The sequence below is a fragment of the Streptomyces sp. NPDC088762 genome (assembly GCF_044750905.1).
Taxonomy (GTDB): Bacteria; Actinomycetota; Actinomycetes; order Streptomycetales; family Streptomycetaceae; genus Streptomyces.
Genome location: NZ_JBIVKT010000011.1, coordinates 1 through 16,154 on the forward strand (window position 1 = coordinate 1; position 16,154 = coordinate 16,154).

A 16,154-nucleotide genomic window follows, 5' to 3' on the forward strand; every position below is an offset into this window, starting at 1 on the left:
ATCGCGAAGCGACGCGACCGCAGGGAGCGCCCTTGAGGGACCGGCCCGAACCGGAGAGACGATGGGACTGACGGGAAACCCCCAAACCCTCACCGATTCCGAGCAAGTCGGCTTCCGCCCATCGCGTGCCGCTTCGCTTCCCTGTTCCGCCTGGCAGGTTTCCGTCCCCACGCCCGCCCCGCATATCGGCCCGCCCCGCAGGACACCGCCCACCCCCCGGCAGTCAGCCGGGTTCGGCCCCCACCCCCGCCCGCGGTGGGTGGGCAACCGCCGACCAGCAGCGGGGGTGAGAGGGGGGCGAAGGCCCCGCCCAGCGGGATGCAGCCCCCCCCCCCCCAACCCACCCACCACCGACAAATCGGGCGCATATTCGGGTGCGCGGGGGGCGGCGCGGCGCGTAGCGTCGACTTATGTGGAACCGCTCAGTGAGAACCAGATCCGCTCGTCCTTCGTGAACTGCACCAAGGGTGAGGCGGCGCGTCTGAAGATGCCGCTCGACTTCGCCGAGCTCCCCTGGGAGCACCTCGACTTCCTCGGGTGGGTCGATCCCGGGGCGCCGCTGCGGGCGCACCTCGTCGTGCCCCGGCCCGGAGGGCCCGTCGGGATCACCCTGCGGGTGCCCGGCGCGGTCCGTACGAGTGCGGTGAAGTCCAGCCTCTGCCAGCTCTGCCTCACCGGGCACGCCTCCTCCGGCGTCACCCTGCTCACCGCCCCGCTGGCCGGCCCCCGGGGCCGCCAGGGCGACACCGTCGGGGTGTACGTGTGCGCCGACCTCGCCTGCTCCCTGTACGTACGGGGCAAGCGGCAGCCCAAACTGCGCGCCGGGCAGCACGAGGAGAGCCTGACCGTGGAGGAGAAGGTCGAGCGCATGCTCGGCAACCTGGACGCCTTCGTGGCCCGCGTGATCCAGGCGTAGCGGCCGCCCGGAGCTGCCGCTGCCAGGACTTGTCCGGCCGGAATCCAACCCCTCCGAGGCAATCCATGCCGGTGCCTTCGATCTTTGTCTTACCGTGGGATCTCCGCACCCGTCCAGGGGGTCACCGCAGCATGGGTCACGACGAACTCCTCTCAGATCAACGGATCACCTGCGCCGCACACACCACACAGCGCGGCCTGGATGACCTGGACCGGAAGGGCTGACCTCCACCGTGGAACAGCTGACGGGGGAGGACCCCGCACACATAGGCCCGTACCGCCTGATCGCCCGCCTCGGCGCGGGCGGGATGGGCCTGGTCTACCTGGGCCGCTCAGACCTGGGGCGTACGGTCGCGGTCAAGGTGGTCCAGGCCGAACACGCCCAGCACGCCGAGTTCCGCAGGCGGTTCGCCCGTGAGGTGGCCGCGGCCCGGCGGGTGGGCGGAGCCTGGACCGCCGGTGTCCTGGACGCCGACACCGAGGCGGTGGTGCCGTGGGTGGCGACGCAGTACATACCGGGGCCCGACCTGACCACCGTCGTGGGCCGGGACTTCGGGCCGTTGCCCGAGCGGTCGGTCCGCACCCTCGCCAACCGCCTCGCCCTCGCCCTGCAGGCCGTGCACGAGGCGGGCCTGATTCACCGTGACCTCAAGCCGTCCAATGTCCTGGTCACCGTGGACGGCCCCCGTGTCATCGACTTCGGCATCGCGCGGGCGATGGACAGCCTGGCCGGGGACAGTCTGCACACCCGCACCGGCATGCTGATCGGCTCACCCGGTTTCATGTCACCGGAGCAGGTGCGCGGCCTCGAACTCACACCGGCGTCGGACGTGTTCTGTCTGGGCGCGCTCCTCGTCTACGCCGCCACCGGTCGCCTCCTCTTCGGCGCCACCGAGACCGGTCTGAATGCCCACCTCTTCCGGATCGCCGAGGAGGAGGCTGACCTGACCGGTGTTCCGGATTCGCTCGTCGATCTCGTACGTGCATGTCTGCACAAGGATCCGGCCGAGCGGCCCACCCCTCACGAGGTGGCCTCGCGCACGGCGGGCGACCAGGCCGGTGAGTGGCTGCCGGGGCCGGTACTGGCCCAGCTCGGCCGCCGCGCCGCCCATCTACTGGACTACGCCCCCTCCGCACCCGCTGATGCCGTTGCGTCGCGCCCGGCCCCCCACGGCCGGCCCGCCCGCGCGACGCCCCCGCTGCCCTCGTACGTCCCGACGGCCCCCGCGCACTCCGGCGCCTCCCCCGGCTTCGGCACTCCACCGGCCGCGCCGCCGGGAGTCTGGGGCGCACCCACATCCTCAGCGCCTCTCCCGGACCCGGAGGCCCCCCTTCCCCGGCGCTGGTGGGGCCTGCTGGTGCTCGCACTGGCTCAGCTGTTCGTGCTGTTCGATGCGACGTTCACCAACATGGTGATGTTGCTGATGGGCGCCGAGGACGAGCTGGGAATTCCCCGCCAGGACGTGCAGGTGACGTCCACCATGTACCTGGACGTGATCCCCCTCGCCTATGCGCTGGCCTTCGTCGGGCTGCTGCTGTTCGGCGCCCGCATCACGGACCTCATGGGCCGCAAGAGGATGCTGATGGCCGGCCTGGTGGGGTTCGCCGCAGCCGCCGTACTCGGCGGCATGGCGTCCTCCGCCGGCATGGGGATCGCAGGCCGTGCCCTGCAGGGCGCCTGCGCCGCGCTGGTCTCTTCGTCCGCACCGGTCCTGGTGTCCACGTCCTTCACCGACCCGCAGGAGCGCCGCAAGGCATTCGGAATCTACGTCGCGATCGCGGGCGCCGGCCCCGCGCTCGGCTTGCTGCCGGTCTGGTTGCTCCACATCCACCCGGACTGGCGCGGGAGCCTGTTCGCCGGAATCCCCTTCGCCCTGGTCGCCGCGATCGGAGTGGCGGCCCTGGTGCACGACCGCCCGGGTCGCACCGGCATGCGCTTCGACGGCCTCGGAGTGCTGTTCGGCGCCGTTGGAATCGCCGGAATCAGCGGGGCCGTTCCGACCTTCACAGGCCAATTCCTCGAGCTCCCGATCGCCGGCATCCTGCTTGCGGCCTTCGTGTGGTGGCAGACGAGGACGGCCGGCGCCCTGGCTTCGCCGTCCGGCGTCAGAGTCCAGGCCCACATCGGGTACTTCGTCGCGACGGCCCTGGCCTACGTCGGCGTCGTCGCCCTGCTGATGGCCGTGGGAGATCTCTACTACTACCTGATGTCCTAGTCGGCGGCCCCTCGGGGGACGACCCAGCGCATGGGCCGGCCCGTCACCTCGGCGACCATGTCGTAGTCGCCGTCGTAGTGCAGGACGGTCGTCCGCTGTCCCGTACGTCCGGCGCGGCCGGCGACGGCTGCGCCGCCGACGGCTCCTCCGGCTGGTCGACCGGGCCCGTGAGGTCGTCGGGCAGGCGGCCCTCGCTGGCATGGGCGGGATGCATATGCCCCCGCTATCGCCTCACCCCTTCGCCCCCGCCCACAGCCCCTCCCCCGTCAGCCCCAGCAGGTCGATCGCGTTGCCGCGCACGATGCGGTCCACCACGTCCGGCGCCAGGTGGCCCATCTGGGCCTCGCCGACCTCGCGGGACTTCGGCCAGGTCGAGTCCGAGTGGGGGTAGTCCGTCTCGTAGAGGACGTTGGCCACGCCGATCGCATCCAGGTTCCTCAGGCCGAAGGGGTCGTCGAAGAAGCAGCCGAAGACGTGCTCCGCGAAGAGCTCGGCGGGCGGGCGCAGCACCTTGTCCGCGACGCCGCCCCAGGCGCGGTTCTCCTCCCAGACGACGTTCGCGCGCTCCAGGATGTACGGGATCCAGCCGATCTGGCCCTCCGCGTACATGATCTTCAGGTTGGGGAAGCGCTCGAACTTGCCGCTCATCAGCCAGTCGACCATCGAGAAGCAGCAGTTGGCGAAGGTGATGGTCGAGCCGACCGCCGGCGGTGCGTCCGCCGAGGTGGACGGCATGCGCGAGGACGAGCCGATGTGCATGGCGATGACCGTGCCGGTCTCGTCGCACGCCTGGAGGAAGGGGTCCCAGGCGTCCGTGTGGATGGACGGGAGCCCGAGGTGCGGCGGTATCTCCGAGAAGGCGACCGCGCGGACGCCGCGCGCCGCGTTGCGGCGGACCTCGGCGGCGGCGAGCTGCGCGTCCCACAGGGGGATGAGGGTCAGGGGGATGAGGCGGCCGTGGGCGTCGGGGCCGCACCACTCCTCCACCATCCAGTCGTTGTACGCCCGTACGCCCAGCAGCCCCAGTTCGCGGTCGGCGGCCTCGGTGAAGGTCTGACCGCAAAAGCGCGGGAAGGTGGGGAAGCAGAGGGCGGACTGGACGTGGTTGACGTCCATGTCCGCGAGCCGGTCGGGAACCGAAAAGGACCCCGGGCGCATCTGCTCGTAGGTGATGACTTCCAGTTTGATCTCGTCGCGGTCGTATCCGACAGCCGTGTCGAGGCGGGTGAGCGGCCGGTGCAGGTCCTCGTACACCCACCAGTCGCCGATCGGGCCGTCGTCGCCCTTGGCGCCCATGACGGGGGCGAACTTGCCGCCGAGGAAGGTCATTTCCTTCAAGGGGGCACGCACGACGCGCGGGCCGATGTCGCGGTACTTGGACGGGAGCCGGTCCCGCCAGACGTGGGGGGGCTCAACCGTGTGGTCGTCCACCGAGATGATCTTCGGGAAGGTCTCCATACCCCATACCGTAGCGCTCGTCTGACGAACCGTCAGCTAGTTGGAAGCCGATCGGCCCGGGACGGGCTGACGTGTTCGCGCAAGACAGGGCAGACTGACCCTTAAAACGACGGAAGGCAGGGGGACGACAGATGGACGGCGTACCGGCCATCCCGCACCCACGGAAACACCCCGACGCATCCCGGCGCACCCGAAAAGACGCAGATCCCGCGCGTCCGGCCCGTACGACCGCGGCGCCCGCACCGCGCGCGGCACTCGCCGCCCCGGCCCGGCCCGTCGCGCAAGCGGAACCCTCACCCGGCCCCGCCGCGCCCGATTCCGCCGCCACCGCCGCTGCCTCCGGGGGTTCCCGCTTCGCCGTCCTCGGTCCCATCCGTGCCTGGCGCGGCGCCGAGGCGCTGCCCTCCGGCACCCCCCAGCAGCGCGCCCTGCTCGCCGCGCTCCTGCTGCGGGGCGGCCGCACCGCCACCGCCCCCGAGCTGATCGACGCCATCTGGGGCGAGGACCCGCCGCAGCAGGCCCTCGCCACCATCCGGACGTACGCCTCCCGCCTGCGCAAGGTCCTCGACCCCGGGCTGCTCGTCACCGAGTCCGGCGGCTACGCCATCCGCCTGCGCTCCGCCGCCACCCTCGACCTCGGCGTGGCCCGCAGCCTGGCCGCCGACGCCGAGGCCGCCCGTACGGCCGGTGACCGCGCCCTCGCCCGTACGCTGCTCGCCCGCGCCCTGGACCTGTGGGACGGCGAACCCCTCGCCGGGGTCCCCGGCCCGCACGCCGAGACCGAGCGCACCCGGCTCGAGGAGTGGCGCCTGCAGCTGCTGGAGACCCGGCTCGACCTGGACCTGGAGGTGGGCCACCACGCCGAGGCCGTCTCCGAGCTCACCGCCCTCACCGCCGCCCACCCGCTGCGCGAGCGCCTGCGCGAACTGCTCATGCTCGCCCTCTACCGCAGCGGGCGGCAGGCCGAGGCCCTCGCCGTCTACGCCGACACCCGCCGGCTCCTCGCCGACGAGCTCGGCGTCGACCCGCGGCCCGAGCTGGCCGCCCTCCAGCAGCGCATCCTCAACGCCGACGCCGACCTGGCCCGCGCCGAGGACCCGGCCCCCGCGGCCGCACCCGTCCACGTACGGCCCGCCCAACTTCCGGCGACCGTACCCGACTTCACCGGCCGCACCAGCTTCGTCGAGGAGCTCGGCAGCATCCTCTCCGGCGGGACCGAGGGCCAGGTCATGGCCGTCTCCGCGCTCGCCGGCATCGGCGGCGTCGGCAAGACCACCCTGGCCGTGCACGTCGCGCACACCGCACGCCCGCACTTCCCCGACGGCCAGCTCTACGCCGACCTCCAGGGCACCGAGGCCCGCCCCGCGGAACCCGAGGCCGTCCTCGGCTCCTTCCTGCGCGCGCTCGGGACCCCCGACACCGCCATCCCCGACTCCCCCGCCGACCGCGCCGCGCTCTACCGCTCCACCCTCGACGGCCGCCGCGTGCTGGTCCTCCTCGACAACGCCCGCGACGCCGCCCAGGTCCGCCCGCTGCTGCCCGGCACCGCCGGCTGCGCCGCCCTCGTGACCAGCCGGGTGCGCATGGCGGGCCTCGCCGGGGCCCATCTCGTCGACCTCGACGTGATGAGCCCCGAGGAGGCCCTCCAGCTCTTCACCCGGATCGTCGGCGAAGAGCGCGTGCGCGCCGAGCGGCAGGCCGCCCTCGACGTCGTCGGCGCCTGCGGGTTCCTGCCGCTCGCCATCCGCATCGCCGCCTCCCGCCTCGCCGCCCGCCGCACCTGGACGGTCTCCGTCCTCGCCGCCAAGCTCGCCGACGAGCGCCGCCGCCTCGACGAGCTCCAGACGGGCGACCTCGCCGTCAAGGCCACCTTCGAGCTGGGCTACGGCCAGCTCGAGCCCGCCCAGCAGCGCGCGTTCCGCCTGCTCGGGCTCGCCGACGGCCCGGACATCTCCCTCTCGGCGGCAGCGGCCGTACTGGACCTGCCCGAGTACGACACCGAGGACCTCCTCGAAGCCTTAGTGGACTGCTCGCTCCTCGAATCCGCCGCCCCCGGCCGCTACCGCTTCCACGACCTCGTACGGCTCTACGCGCGTGCGTGCGCCGAGCGCGACGAACAGCCGCCGAGCGGGCGTGACGCGGCCCTGGACCGGCTGCTGGACTTCTACCTGGCCACCGCCTCCGGGGTCTACGCCCTGGAACGCCCCGGCGACCGGCTCCCCGCCCACCTGTCCGACACCCACTACCCCGGGCTGGTCTTCGGCGAGCCGCGCGCCGCCCTCGACTGGCTGTACGCGGAGGCCGGCCCGCTGCTGGCGTGCGTCCGGCAGGCCGCCGTATGCACCGACGGGACGGCCGGCCCCAAGACACAGGTGCTGCGGCGGGCCGTGGACCTGCTGTGGGCGGCCAAGGACCTCGCCGAGTCGGGGGCCAACTCCAAGCAGTACGAGTCGGCCGCCGTCGCGGTGCGGGACGCGGCGCAGGCCGCGAAGGATCCGTACGCGGAGGGCCGGGCCCGCACCACCCTCACCAATGTCCACCTCGTCGCCGGCCGCTTCACCGAGGCCGACGACGAGGCCCGCCAGGCCACGGCGCTCGCCCGCGAGGCCGGCGACCCGCTGCCCCGCTGCTGGGCGCCCAACGACCGCGGGATCATCGCCCTCTACCAGGGCCGGCACGCCGACGGCGAGCGGTACCTGCGGGAGGCCATCGAGAACTTCCGCGCCGACGGCAACAACGTCGGCGAGGCCAGCGCCCTGTGCAACCTCTCCCGCATCCACGTGGAGCTGGGCCGGCTGCAGAGCGCCATAGACCTCGCCCAGCAGGGCATCACCATCTACGACCGGATGGGGCTGACCCTGCGCCTGGCCAACGGCCGCTACGCGCTGGGCATCGCCCTGACCCAGGCGGGCCGACTCGGCGAGGCCCTGGCGCAGCTCACCGAGGCGCTGTCGCTGTTCCACGACAACCGCCAGCCGCTGTGGGAGGGCGTGACCCACTTCCGGCTGGCCGAGGCCCACCTGGCGGCGCGCCGGCCCACGCTGGCCGCCTCGCACGCCGAGCAGGCGATCGCGCTGCGCGGCATCGGCGGCGAGTGGCGGCGGGCGACCGTGCTGACGGTGCTGGGCAGGGCGCTGCTGCGGCTGGGGCAGACGGACCGGGCGCGGGCGTGCTGGCGGGACGCGGAGTCGGTCTTCGCGCAGCTGGGTTCGGCCGAACTGGCCGAGGTGCGGGCCCTGCTGGCTTCGGAGATCGCGGCATGACGCAGCTGACCTGCGCGGATGGCCGTTGAACGAGGCGTTCATCGTTCGTTTATCGCCGGGCGGCACGATAGGTGCATCGACCCGGCGCGCCGGGGGAGGCGCCTGGGTCGGTTGGAGGACTACCCGTTCGGCGGTCCGCGGGGGAATCGCCGAACGGGCCCTACCCATCCAACAGGAGATCCGATGACGACGAACGAGAACACCCTGCCGAACGACGGCACCGTCAAGCCGCTCGACAACCATGCCTCGGGCGTCGAGATCGAGACTCTGGACAACCACGCGTCGGGGATCGAGATCAAGCCGCTCGACAACCACGCTTCGGACGAGGAGATCCAGACGCTGGACAACCACGCGTCGGGTCCGCGTCCGTAACGCGCGACAGTACGTACGGGGGACCTCACGGGGGAACGCACGGGGGAAAACGTACGGGGGAAACGTACGGGGGACGGCGGCCGCGGTGGCCCGGAGGGGGAGCCACCGCGGCCGCCGCCGTATGTCCGCGCCCGGTGGATGCGGATCCGGATCTACGCTGGCATGGTGTTCACCACCCACGGGCCCAGCGTCCGCGAACTCGCCGTGCAGGCCCTGTCCTCCGTCGAGCGCGGCTACGACCTGCTCGCGCCGAAGTTCGACCACACCCCCTTCCGCACGCCGGACCGGATCCTCGACGCCGTCGAGGAGACCCTCGCCCAGCGGGAGGGCTCCTTCGGCGCCGGGCTGGACCTGTGCTGCGGCACGGGCGCCGGGATCGGCATGCTGCGGCGGCTGTGCCGGGAGCGCGTGACCGGGGTGGACCTGAGCGCGGGCATGCTGGCCGAGGCCGAGCGCGCGTACGGGACCGGCGGGCCGGGCACGGCCCGGGAGACGCGCGAGACCGGCGGGCCGGGCTCCCCGCCCGTGGACTTGGTACGGGCCGACGCGCTGGCCCTGCCGCCCGCGCTGGCGGACACGTACGACCTGGTGGTCAGCTTCGGCGCCTTCGGCCACTTCCTCCCGTCCGAACGCCCGGCCCTCTTCGCGGGGGCCCACGCCGCCCTGCGCGAGGGCGGCGTCTTCGCCTTCCCGATCGGCGCCCCGATCCCGCCGAGCCACCCGCTGTGGTGGGCGGTGGCGGGCTTCGACGCGGCGATGCGGGTGCGCAACGCGGTGTGGCGGCCGCCGTTCGTCATGTACTACCGGACCTTCCCGCTGAGCGGGGTCCGCCGCGACCTGCAGGCGGCCGGGTTCACGGTGGAGACCGTCCCCCTGGAACCCTTCGGCCGCCTGCCCTCGGGCGCCCCGCGGTGGCGGCTGGTCCTGGCCCGGCGGGCCTGACCGCAGCCGCACCAACAGCCCGCCGGGCGGGACGCGGGCGAGTAGGCTTGCTCAGCCCCCTCCGGAGGACACCATGGAAGCCGAGCTCCCCGAATGGATGCTTCCGCCCCGCCCGAGCGGCTGGGAGGCGGATGACCTCGACCACTGGCCCGAGGCCCCCCGGCACACCGAGCTCATCGACGGAGCGCCGATCTTCCGGGTGTCCCCGCAGCGGTCCTGGCACTCCCGGCTCGTGCAGAACCTGGCTTTCAGCCTGCGGCAAGGCGCGCCCGACGGCGTTGAGATCGAGCTGGAGATGACCGTCCGCCTCGACAAGCGGAGTCGCCCCGAACCGGACATCCTGGCTGCGACGGTCGCCTACGACCCCGATCGCACCCGCTACCTCCCCGAAGAGGTCGTCCTGGTGATCGAAGTGGTGTCCGAGGAGTCGGCCGCCCGGGATCGCTCCATCAAGCCCTTCAAGTACGCCCAGGCGGGCATCCCCCACTTCTGGCGGGTCGAGGACGAGGCGAGCGGCCCCGCCGTCCACGTCTACGAACTGGATACGGTCACCCGGTCGTACGTCGCCACGGGGATCCACCGCGAGTGGCTGAAGGTGTCGGTCCCCTTCCCCGCGGCCATCGACCTGGGCAAGCTCGTCCCCTGACTCAGCGGGCGCGCAGCTCCCGTTTGAGGACCTTGCCGCTCGCGTTGCGCGGGAGTTCGGTCACGAACTCCACCGTGCGCGGCACCTTGTAGTTGGCCATTTCCCGCCGGGACCAGGCGATCAGGTCGTCGGCGGTGAGGGTGGCGCCGGGGCGGCGGACCGCGTATGCCTTGCCGACCTCGCCGAGGCGCGGGTCGGGGACACCGACGACCGCGACATCGGCGATGTCCGGGTGCAGGCCCAGGAGTTGCTCGATCTCGGCGGGGTAGGCGTTGAAGCCGCCGACGATGAACATGTCCTTGATCCGGTCGGTGATGCGCAGGTTGCCGGCCGCGTCGAGGACGCCGACGTCGCCGGTGCGCAGCCAGCCCTCGGGGGTGATGGCCTCGGCGGTCTCGGCCGGGTCCTCGAAGTAGCCCTGCATGACGTGGTGGCCGCGGACCCACACCTCGCCCGCGGTCCCGGCGGGCATCGCCGCCCCGTCCGGGCCGGCGATGCGCAGCTCGGTGCCGGGGATGGCGCGCCCGGAGGTGGCGGCGATGACCTCCGCCGGATCGCCTCGGCGGCACATGGTGACGATGCCGCTGGCCTCGGAGAGCCCGTACGCGGTGAGGACGGTGGCGATGCGCAGTTCGGCGCGCAGCCGCTCGACCAGCTGGAGGGGGACCACGGCCGCGCCCGTGACGACCAGGCGCAGGGCGGACAGGTCGTGGTGGTCGCGCTGGGGGTGGTCGAGGAGGGACTGGTGCAGGGTGGGCGGCCCGGGGAGAACGGAGATCCGCTCGGCGGCGACGTTGGCGAGGACCGTGTCCACGTTGAAGACGGGCTGCGGGACCATCGTGGCTCCGCGCATCAGGCAGGCGATGATCCCCGCCTTGTAGCCGAAGGTGTGGAAGAAGGGGTTCACGATCAGGTAGCGGTCGCCCTCGCGCAGTCCGGCGAGCTCGCTCCACACGTCGTAGCAGCGCAGGGACTGGGCGTGGGTGATGACGGCGCCCTTGGGACTGCCGGTGGTGCCGGAGGTGAAGATGATGTCGGAGGGGGCGTCGGAGGTGATCGCTCCGGCGCGCTCGCGGACGGCTGCGGCGGAGACGTGGTCGCCGCCCGCCAGGAACTCCTTCCAGGTGCGGAAGGTGTCGGGCGCGTCCTCGGCGAGGACGACGACCTGCTCGAGGTGGGGCAGGGCGGGCAGCGGGCCGCGGCCGGGGCCTTCGGCGGCGGCGCGGCGCAGGGAGGCGACGTAGGAGGTGCCGAGGAAGGTGCCGGTGACGAAGAGCAGGCGGGCCCGGCTGCGCTGGAGGACGTAGGCCGCTTCGGTGCCTCTGAAACGGGTGTTGAGGGGGACGAGCACCGCGCCGGCGGAGACGGCTCCGAGGGCGGAGACGATCCACTCCAGGGTGTTGGGGGCCCAGACGGCGACCCGGTCGCCGGGCTCGAGGCCTGCGGCGATGCAGGCGGCCGCGGCGCGCTCGACGCGTTCGCCGAGCTGCGCGTAGGTGATGCGGGCGCGGCCGTCGACGACCGCCTCGCGGTCGGCGTACCGGGCGCAGGCGTCCCGGACCAGGCCGGCGATGCTGCCCCAGCGCAGGTCGCCGCGGGGGTCGGGGTCGGTGTCGGGGTCGGCGGGGGTCGGGTCGCCCGGTGCTCCGAGGGCCGGGCCGCCGGGAGCGGGGCCTTCCGATGCCGAGCGGCCGGTACCCGTGCCCGCCGCCTGCTCGGCCCCCGACCGCTCACCGGCCACTCCGGCCACACCTGCCACACCTGCCACACCTGCCGCGCCGACCGCTCCGGCCACACCGACCACCCCGGACACCCCGGCGCCATCCGGCGCCGGCCCGGCTCCCGCGCCCCCCGCGGGGGCCACCTCGCGCCCGTCCTCGTCCATCGTCCGCCGCCCTCCCCAGTACCGATAGCTGACTATCCGTCAGATTAGCTGTAGCCTTCGCGGCTGTCAGTACTGGCGCACCCCGGAGGTGGCGATGGCGGCAACGCTCAAGGACGCGACGGCGATAGTCGGCATCGGCCAGACCCCGTTCGCCAAACACCTACCCCAGACCGAGAAGGAACTGGCCTGCCGGGCCATCCTGGCAGCCCTCGCCGACGCCGGCATCGCCCCGTCCGAGGTCGACGCCTTCTCCTCCTACACCATGGAGGAGACCGACGAGGTCGAGGTCGCCAAGGCCATAGGCGCCGGCGACGTCACCTTCTTCTCCAAGATCGGCTACGGCGGCGGCGGTTCCTGCGCCACCGTCGGCCACCTCGCCGCCGCCATAGCCACCGGCCAGGCCACCGTCGGCGTCGCCTGGCGCTCCCGCAAGCGCGGCTCCGGCCCGCGCCCCTGGAAGAACACCACCGTCCAGCTCCCCACCCCCGGCCAGTGGACCCGCCCCTTCGGCCTGCTGCGCCCCGCCGACGAGATCGGCATGCTGGCCCGCCGCTACATGCACGAGTACGGAGCCACCCGCGACCACCTGTTCAACGTGGCGATGGCCTGCCGCAACCGGGCCAACGAGAACCCCGCCGCGATGATGTACGAGCGCCCGCTGACCCGCGAGATGTACATGACCTCCCGCATGATCAGCGATCCGCTCTGCCTCTTCGACAACTGCCTGGAGACCGACGGCGCCCTCGCCTGCGTGATCGTCTCCGCCGAACGGGCCCGCGACTGCCGCCAGAAGCCCGTCTACGTGCACTCCGCCGCCCAGGGCCTGCCCGCCCAGCACCACGGCATGGTCAACTACTGGAACGACGACCCGCTGTCCGGGCCCGCCTGGACGGCCGCCCGGCACCTGTGGAAGCAGGCCGACTTCGGGCCGCAGGACGTGGACGTGGCCCAGATCTACGACGCCTTCACCCCCCTCATCCCGCTGTCCCTCGAGGGCTACGGCTTCTGCGGCCGCGGCGAGGGCGCCGCCTTCACCGAGGGCGGGGCGCTGGAGATGGGCGGCCGGCTCCCGATCAACACCGGCGGCGGCGGACTCAGCGAGGCCTACGTGCACGGCTTCAACCTGATCAACGAGGGCGTCAAACAGCTGCGCGGCATCTCCACCGCCCAGGTGCCCGACGCCGCGACCTGCCTGGTGACGGCGGGCGAGGGTGTCCCGACGTCCGCGATCCTGCTGCGAGCCTGAGGAGCCGACCGATCATGACCGCGCCCGCTTCCGACGACCAACGCCTCCTCCTGCCCGTCCCGGACGAGGACGGGGCCCCCTTCTGGGAGTACGCCGCCCGGGGCGAACTGCGCATCCAGGCCTGCGCCGACTGCGGCCGGCTGCGTTTCCCGCCCCGGCCGTGCTGCCCGCACTGCCAGTCCTTCTCCTCGCAGTGGCGCCCGATGAGCGGCCGCGGCCGCATCTGGTCGTACGTCCGGCCGCATCCGCCGCTCCTTCCGGCGTACGCCGCGCAGGCCCCGTACAACGTGATCCTGGTGGAGCTGGCCGACGCCCCCCACATCCGCCTCGTGGGGAACCTCGTCTCCTCACCGGACGCGCCACTGGACTCGGTGGACCCGGCCCGGCTGCGCATCGGTGCACGCGTCCAGGTGGCCTTCACCGAGACGGACGGGATGACCGTGCCGCGCTGGATCCTGGAGAAGCCGTGACGCTGCGCGTGGAGCGGGACAAGGCGACCGGGGTCGCGGTCGTCACCCTGGACCGGGAGCGGAAGCACAACGCCATCGACCTGGAGACGGCCGCCGAACTGAGCACGGTGTGGCGGGAGTTCCGCTACGAGGAGGACGTGCGGGCGGTGGTGCTCACGGGCGCCGGGACAGCCGCCTTCTGCACGGGCATCGACCGGGGCGTGGACGTACCGCAGCCCTCCTCCCCGTACTCGATCGACGACCCGCTGGTCGCGATCGGCCCCAAGGCGGGCGACCTGTGGAAGCCGGTGATCGCCGCCGTCAACGGGATGGCGTGCGGCGGGGCCTTCTACCTGCTGGGCGAGTCGGAGTTCGTCGTCTCCTCGTCGTCGGCGACGTACTTCGACCCGCACACGACGTACGGGATGGTCAGCGCCTACGAGGCCGTGTACATGGCGCAGCGGATGCCCTTCGGCGAGGCCGCCCGGATGTCGCTGATGGGCACGGCGGAACGGCTCTCCGCGCAGCGGGCGTACGAGATCGGCCTGGTCTCGGAGGTGACGCCGCCCGAGGAGCTGCTCCCCGCGGCCCTGCGGGCGGCGCAGACGCTGGCCGGCTACCCGACGGAGGCCGTGCAGGGCACCGTACGGGCGCTGTGGTCGGCGAAGCAGGCGGCGCTCCAGCAGGCCCTGGCGCAGGCTCCGGCGCTGATCACGCTGGGGAACCTGGCGCCGGAGCGGCAGGCGGAGCTGTTCGGCGGGCGGCCGCCGGGGGCGGAGTTCCGGCTGCGCTGATCAGCGCTTGGCGGTGGACCTGGACGGCTTCGGCGTGGCCTTGGGCGTGGACTTGGAGACGCCGGAGCCCGGGGCGGGGCTGCCGGTGGAGGTGTCGGTCTCGGGTGCGGCGAGGCGGCAGTTCTTGACCTCGGCGGCGTGCGCCGGGTCCTCGAGGGCGACATCGACCGTGCGGGTCTCGCGTGCCTCGAGCGTCACGCGGACGACGGACGTTTCGAAGACCGTCCCGGCGGCGTTCTCGCGGTAGAGGTTGATCTTGAAGTTCCCCTTGCGGTCCAGCCGGGAGGTGAACCTGACGGTGGTGGCCTGCTGCGGCCCCGCGCACGTGACGACCACGGCGGTGGCCGGATCACCGGTCGGACCGGCCGAGGGCGAGGCGGACGCCGTACTGCCGTTGCCGCCGCTGTGGGACTTCTTCTTGCTCTTGGAGCTGGAGCAGCCGCCCCCGCTGCTGCTGCTCTTGCTCTTCCCGTTGCCGCCGCTGCCGCTACTGCTGCTTCCCCCGTGCGAGGAGAAGCCGGTCAGCGCGAACACGACGGCCACCAGTACGGCGGTGAATCTGATCCGACGCCCAGCCACCACGACCCCGACCCCTCCCTCGGACGAATGGCGGGTCACGCTACCAGGCACCCGCGCCCACGGACCGAACGGAACGGTCGGGCATCCTGGCCGACGCCGTTCCCGTACGGACTTCCCCGGCATGCGGCAGCCGGTGGCCGGGCGTAGCGTCGGGATCGAGACCGCTACCTCGGAGGGCCGGGCATGATCCGCAACGTTCTCGGCTCGCTCCTGGGTCTCATCGGAGCGACGGCCGCCGTCTGGAGCCCCTTCCGTGCCTGGTACGACGGCCGTCACGGACGCGACTACCGCCTCCAGGACCTCTTCACCGGGACCGGCATCACCGGCCACCACGGCGCTCTGCTGCTCTCGCTCTTCCTCCCCTTCGTCGTCGCCGCCCTCCTCGCGATCGTCGCCGTCCTGCGCCGCTCGCGGGCGCTCATGGCCTCGGCCGGGGTCCTCGTGCTCGCCTTCGCCGTCCTGTGGATGGTCCGCCAGGGCCAGGCCGCGGGCAGCCTCACCGTCGGAGCCGACGGGAAGGGCCTCGGCGCCGGAGTCGCCAACGCCTTCGGCGCCGGCGCCCTGCTCCTGCTGGCCGCGGCCGTGATGCGCGGCCGCCCCCGGCGCCGTGCGCGGGCACTCCCGCCGACCACCACCGCCCCGGACCCGGCCCGTCGCCCGGCCGGCCCGGAGGACACCACGCGGCCGGAGACCCCGCCCACGGACCAACGGTGACCGTGCCCCGCGCCTGACCCTCCGTACCGCGAGCGTGGCGGGCTGCCCCGCCGGGTGGAGGGGGCGTGGGCGGCGAGCGGACCGCAGACATGACGGCGGCCCCGGCCCCCGGGTGGGGGCGGGGCCGGCCGGCCGTTGCGGGCGGGGCGTGGATCAGGCCTCGACGACGCCGGAAGCCGCGATCTCGATCTTGGCGCGGGTGGCGCCGGACTGGGAGCCCAGGGACTCGATCTTCTTGACCAGGTCCTCGCCCTCGACGACCTCGCCGAAGACGACGTGCTTGCCGTCGAGCCACGGGGTCTTGACGGTGGTGATGAAGAACTGCGAGCCGTTGGTGTTGCGGCCGGCGTTCGCCATCGACAGCAGGAACGGGCGGTCGTGCTTCAGCTGGAAGTTTTCGTCGGCGAACTTCTCGCCGTAGATGCTCTTGCCGCCGGTGCCGTTCTGGTTGGTGAAGTCGCCACCCTGGAGCATGAACTCGGGGATGACGCGGTGGAACGGCGAACCCGCGTAGCCGAAGCCGTGCACGCCGGTGGCGAGCTCGCGGAAGTTCTGGGCGGTCTTCGGGACGACCTCGTCGAAGAGGTTGAAGACGATACGGCCGGCGGGGGCGCCGTCGATGTTGATGTCGAAGTAGACGTTGCTCATGGGGTCCATCCTGTCACTCCCGGTGCG

The 16,154-nt window shown here is 72.8% G+C and carries 14 protein-coding genes and 1 pseudogene; 10 read left to right on the forward strand and 5 right to left on the reverse strand.

Going from position 1 to position 16,154, the window contains the following annotated elements; all coding sequences use genetic code 11:
- Window positions 1–412: 412 nt before the first annotated feature.
- Both ACIP5M_RS23285 and ACIP5M_RS23290 read left to right on the forward strand, forming a co-directional pair.
- Entirely contained in the window at window positions 413–916 is a 504-nt protein-coding gene (locus ACIP5M_RS23285; protein WP_401199993.1) for an FBP domain-containing protein, read from the forward strand.
- Window positions 917–1,148: 232 nt separating this feature from the next.
- Window positions 1,149–3,131, forward strand: coding sequence for an MFS transporter (locus ACIP5M_RS23290; RefSeq protein WP_401199995.1), 1,983 nt, complete (start codon window positions 1,149–1,151; stop codon window positions 3,129–3,131).
- Here the strand turns inward: ACIP5M_RS23290 and ACIP5M_RS23295 are convergent.
- Window positions 3,128–3,226 (reverse strand): annotated as a pseudogene (locus ACIP5M_RS23295) (VapC toxin family PIN domain ribonuclease); the annotation flags it as partial. The gene ACIP5M_RS23290 and the pseudogene ACIP5M_RS23295 sit on opposite strands and share 4 nt — an antisense overlap.
- A 136-nt stretch (window positions 3,227–3,362) precedes the next feature.
- Window positions 3,363–4,589 carry an amidohydrolase family protein gene (locus ACIP5M_RS23300; protein ID WP_401199998.1) on the reverse strand — a complete coding sequence of 409 codons (1,227 nt, stop codon included), beginning with the start codon at window positions 4,587–4,589 and terminating at the stop codon, window positions 3,363–3,365.
- A 131-nt stretch (window positions 4,590–4,720) separates the two neighbouring features.
- On the opposite strand from ACIP5M_RS23300, the gene ACIP5M_RS23305 reads away from it, so the two are divergent.
- The 4 genes from ACIP5M_RS23305 (at window position 4,721) to ACIP5M_RS23320 (ending at window position 9,812) form a co-directional block, all read left to right on the forward strand.
- On the forward strand, window positions 4,721–7,852 hold the full coding sequence (locus ACIP5M_RS23305) for a BTAD domain-containing putative transcriptional regulator (protein WP_401200000.1): 3,132 nt from the start codon (window positions 4,721–4,723) through the stop codon (window positions 7,850–7,852).
- A gap of 183 nt (window positions 7,853–8,035) precedes the next feature.
- Window positions 8,036–8,224: a hypothetical protein gene (locus ACIP5M_RS23310; protein WP_385184255.1), complete on the forward strand. Its 189-nt coding sequence runs from the start codon at window positions 8,036–8,038 to the stop codon at window positions 8,222–8,224.
- Between the two features lie 165 nt (window positions 8,225–8,389).
- Window positions 8,390–9,166, forward strand: a complete 777-nt coding sequence (locus ACIP5M_RS23315) for a methyltransferase domain-containing protein (RefSeq protein ID WP_401200619.1) — start codon at window positions 8,390–8,392, stop codon at window positions 9,164–9,166.
- Window positions 9,167–9,239: 73 nt separating this feature from the next.
- Window positions 9,240–9,812, forward strand: a complete 573-nt coding sequence (locus tag ACIP5M_RS23320) for a Uma2 family endonuclease (RefSeq protein WP_401200003.1) — start codon at window positions 9,240–9,242, stop codon at window positions 9,810–9,812.
- A 1-nt stretch (window position 9,813) separates the two neighbouring features.
- Here the strand turns inward: ACIP5M_RS23320 and ACIP5M_RS23325 are convergent, their stop codons facing one another.
- Window positions 9,814–11,697: a FadD3 family acyl-CoA ligase gene (locus ACIP5M_RS23325; RefSeq protein WP_401200006.1), complete on the reverse strand. Its 1,884-nt coding sequence runs from the start codon at window positions 11,695–11,697 to the stop codon at window positions 9,814–9,816.
- A 94-nt stretch (window positions 11,698–11,791) separates the two neighbouring features.
- On the opposite strand from ACIP5M_RS23325, the gene ACIP5M_RS23330 reads away from it, so the two are divergent.
- From ACIP5M_RS23330 to ACIP5M_RS23340, 3 genes are read left to right on the forward strand one after another with little or no spacing between them, the layout of a single operon-like run.
- Window positions 11,792–12,943, forward strand: coding sequence for a lipid-transfer protein (locus tag ACIP5M_RS23330; protein WP_401200009.1), 1,152 nt, complete (start codon window positions 11,792–11,794; stop codon window positions 12,941–12,943).
- Between the two features lie 14 nt (window positions 12,944–12,957).
- A complete protein-coding gene (locus ACIP5M_RS23335; RefSeq protein ID WP_401200012.1) occupies window positions 12,958–13,413 on the forward strand; it encodes a Zn-ribbon domain-containing OB-fold protein in 456 nt (151 codons plus the stop codon).
- Complete coding sequence (locus ACIP5M_RS23340; RefSeq protein WP_401200015.1) at window positions 13,410–14,186, forward strand: enoyl-CoA hydratase/isomerase family protein; 777 nt, start codon at window positions 13,410–13,412, stop codon at window positions 14,184–14,186. The genes ACIP5M_RS23335 and ACIP5M_RS23340 overlap by 4 nt, the downstream gene beginning before the upstream one ends.
- Here ACIP5M_RS23340 and ACIP5M_RS23345 read toward each other — a convergent pair whose 3' ends face one another.
- A complete protein-coding gene (locus ACIP5M_RS23345; RefSeq protein ID WP_401200018.1) occupies window positions 14,187–14,768 on the reverse strand; it encodes a hypothetical protein in 582 nt (193 codons plus the stop codon).
- 180 nt (window positions 14,769–14,948) lie between these two features.
- Here ACIP5M_RS23345 and ACIP5M_RS23350 point away from each other — a divergent pair, with 180 nt between their 5' ends.
- A complete protein-coding gene (locus ACIP5M_RS23350; protein WP_401200020.1) occupies window positions 14,949–15,479 on the forward strand; it encodes a hypothetical protein in 531 nt (176 codons plus the stop codon).
- Window positions 15,480–15,632: 153 nt separating this feature from the next.
- Here the strand turns inward: ACIP5M_RS23350 and ACIP5M_RS23355 are convergent, their stop codons facing one another.
- Window positions 15,633–16,127, reverse strand: a complete 495-nt coding sequence (locus tag ACIP5M_RS23355) for a peptidylprolyl isomerase (RefSeq protein WP_401200022.1) — start codon at window positions 16,125–16,127, stop codon at window positions 15,633–15,635.
- Window positions 16,128–16,154 lie beyond the last annotated feature (27 nt).

Excerpts from the sequence above, each read along its gene's own strand:
- ACIP5M_RS23355 (WP_401200022.1), bottom strand. The coding sequence starts at position 16,127 with ATGAGCAACGTCTACTTCGACATCAACATCGACGGCGCCCCCGCCGGC.
- ACIP5M_RS23320 (WP_401200003.1), top strand. The coding sequence starts at position 9,240 with ATGGAAGCCGAGCTCCCCGAATGGATGCTTCCGCCCCGCCCGAGCGGC.
- ACIP5M_RS23300 (WP_401199998.1), bottom strand. The coding sequence starts at position 4,589 with ATGGAGACCTTCCCGAAGATCATCTCGGTGGACGACCACACGGTTGAG.
- ACIP5M_RS23330 (WP_401200009.1), top strand. The coding sequence starts at position 11,792 with ATGGCGGCAACGCTCAAGGACGCGACGGCGATAGTCGGCATCGGCCAG.
- ACIP5M_RS23310 (WP_385184255.1), top strand. The coding sequence starts at position 8,036 with ATGACGACGAACGAGAACACCCTGCCGAACGACGGCACCGTCAAGCCG.
- ACIP5M_RS23325 (WP_401200006.1), bottom strand. The coding sequence starts at position 11,697 with ATGGACGAGGACGGGCGCGAGGTGGCCCCCGCGGGGGGCGCGGGAGCC.
- ACIP5M_RS23350 (WP_401200020.1), top strand. The coding sequence starts at position 14,949 with ATGATCCGCAACGTTCTCGGCTCGCTCCTGGGTCTCATCGGAGCGACG.
- ACIP5M_RS23335 (WP_401200012.1), top strand. The coding sequence starts at position 12,958 with ATGACCGCGCCCGCTTCCGACGACCAACGCCTCCTCCTGCCCGTCCCG.
- ACIP5M_RS23305 (WP_401200000.1), top strand. The coding sequence starts at position 4,721 with ATGGACGGCGTACCGGCCATCCCGCACCCACGGAAACACCCCGACGCA.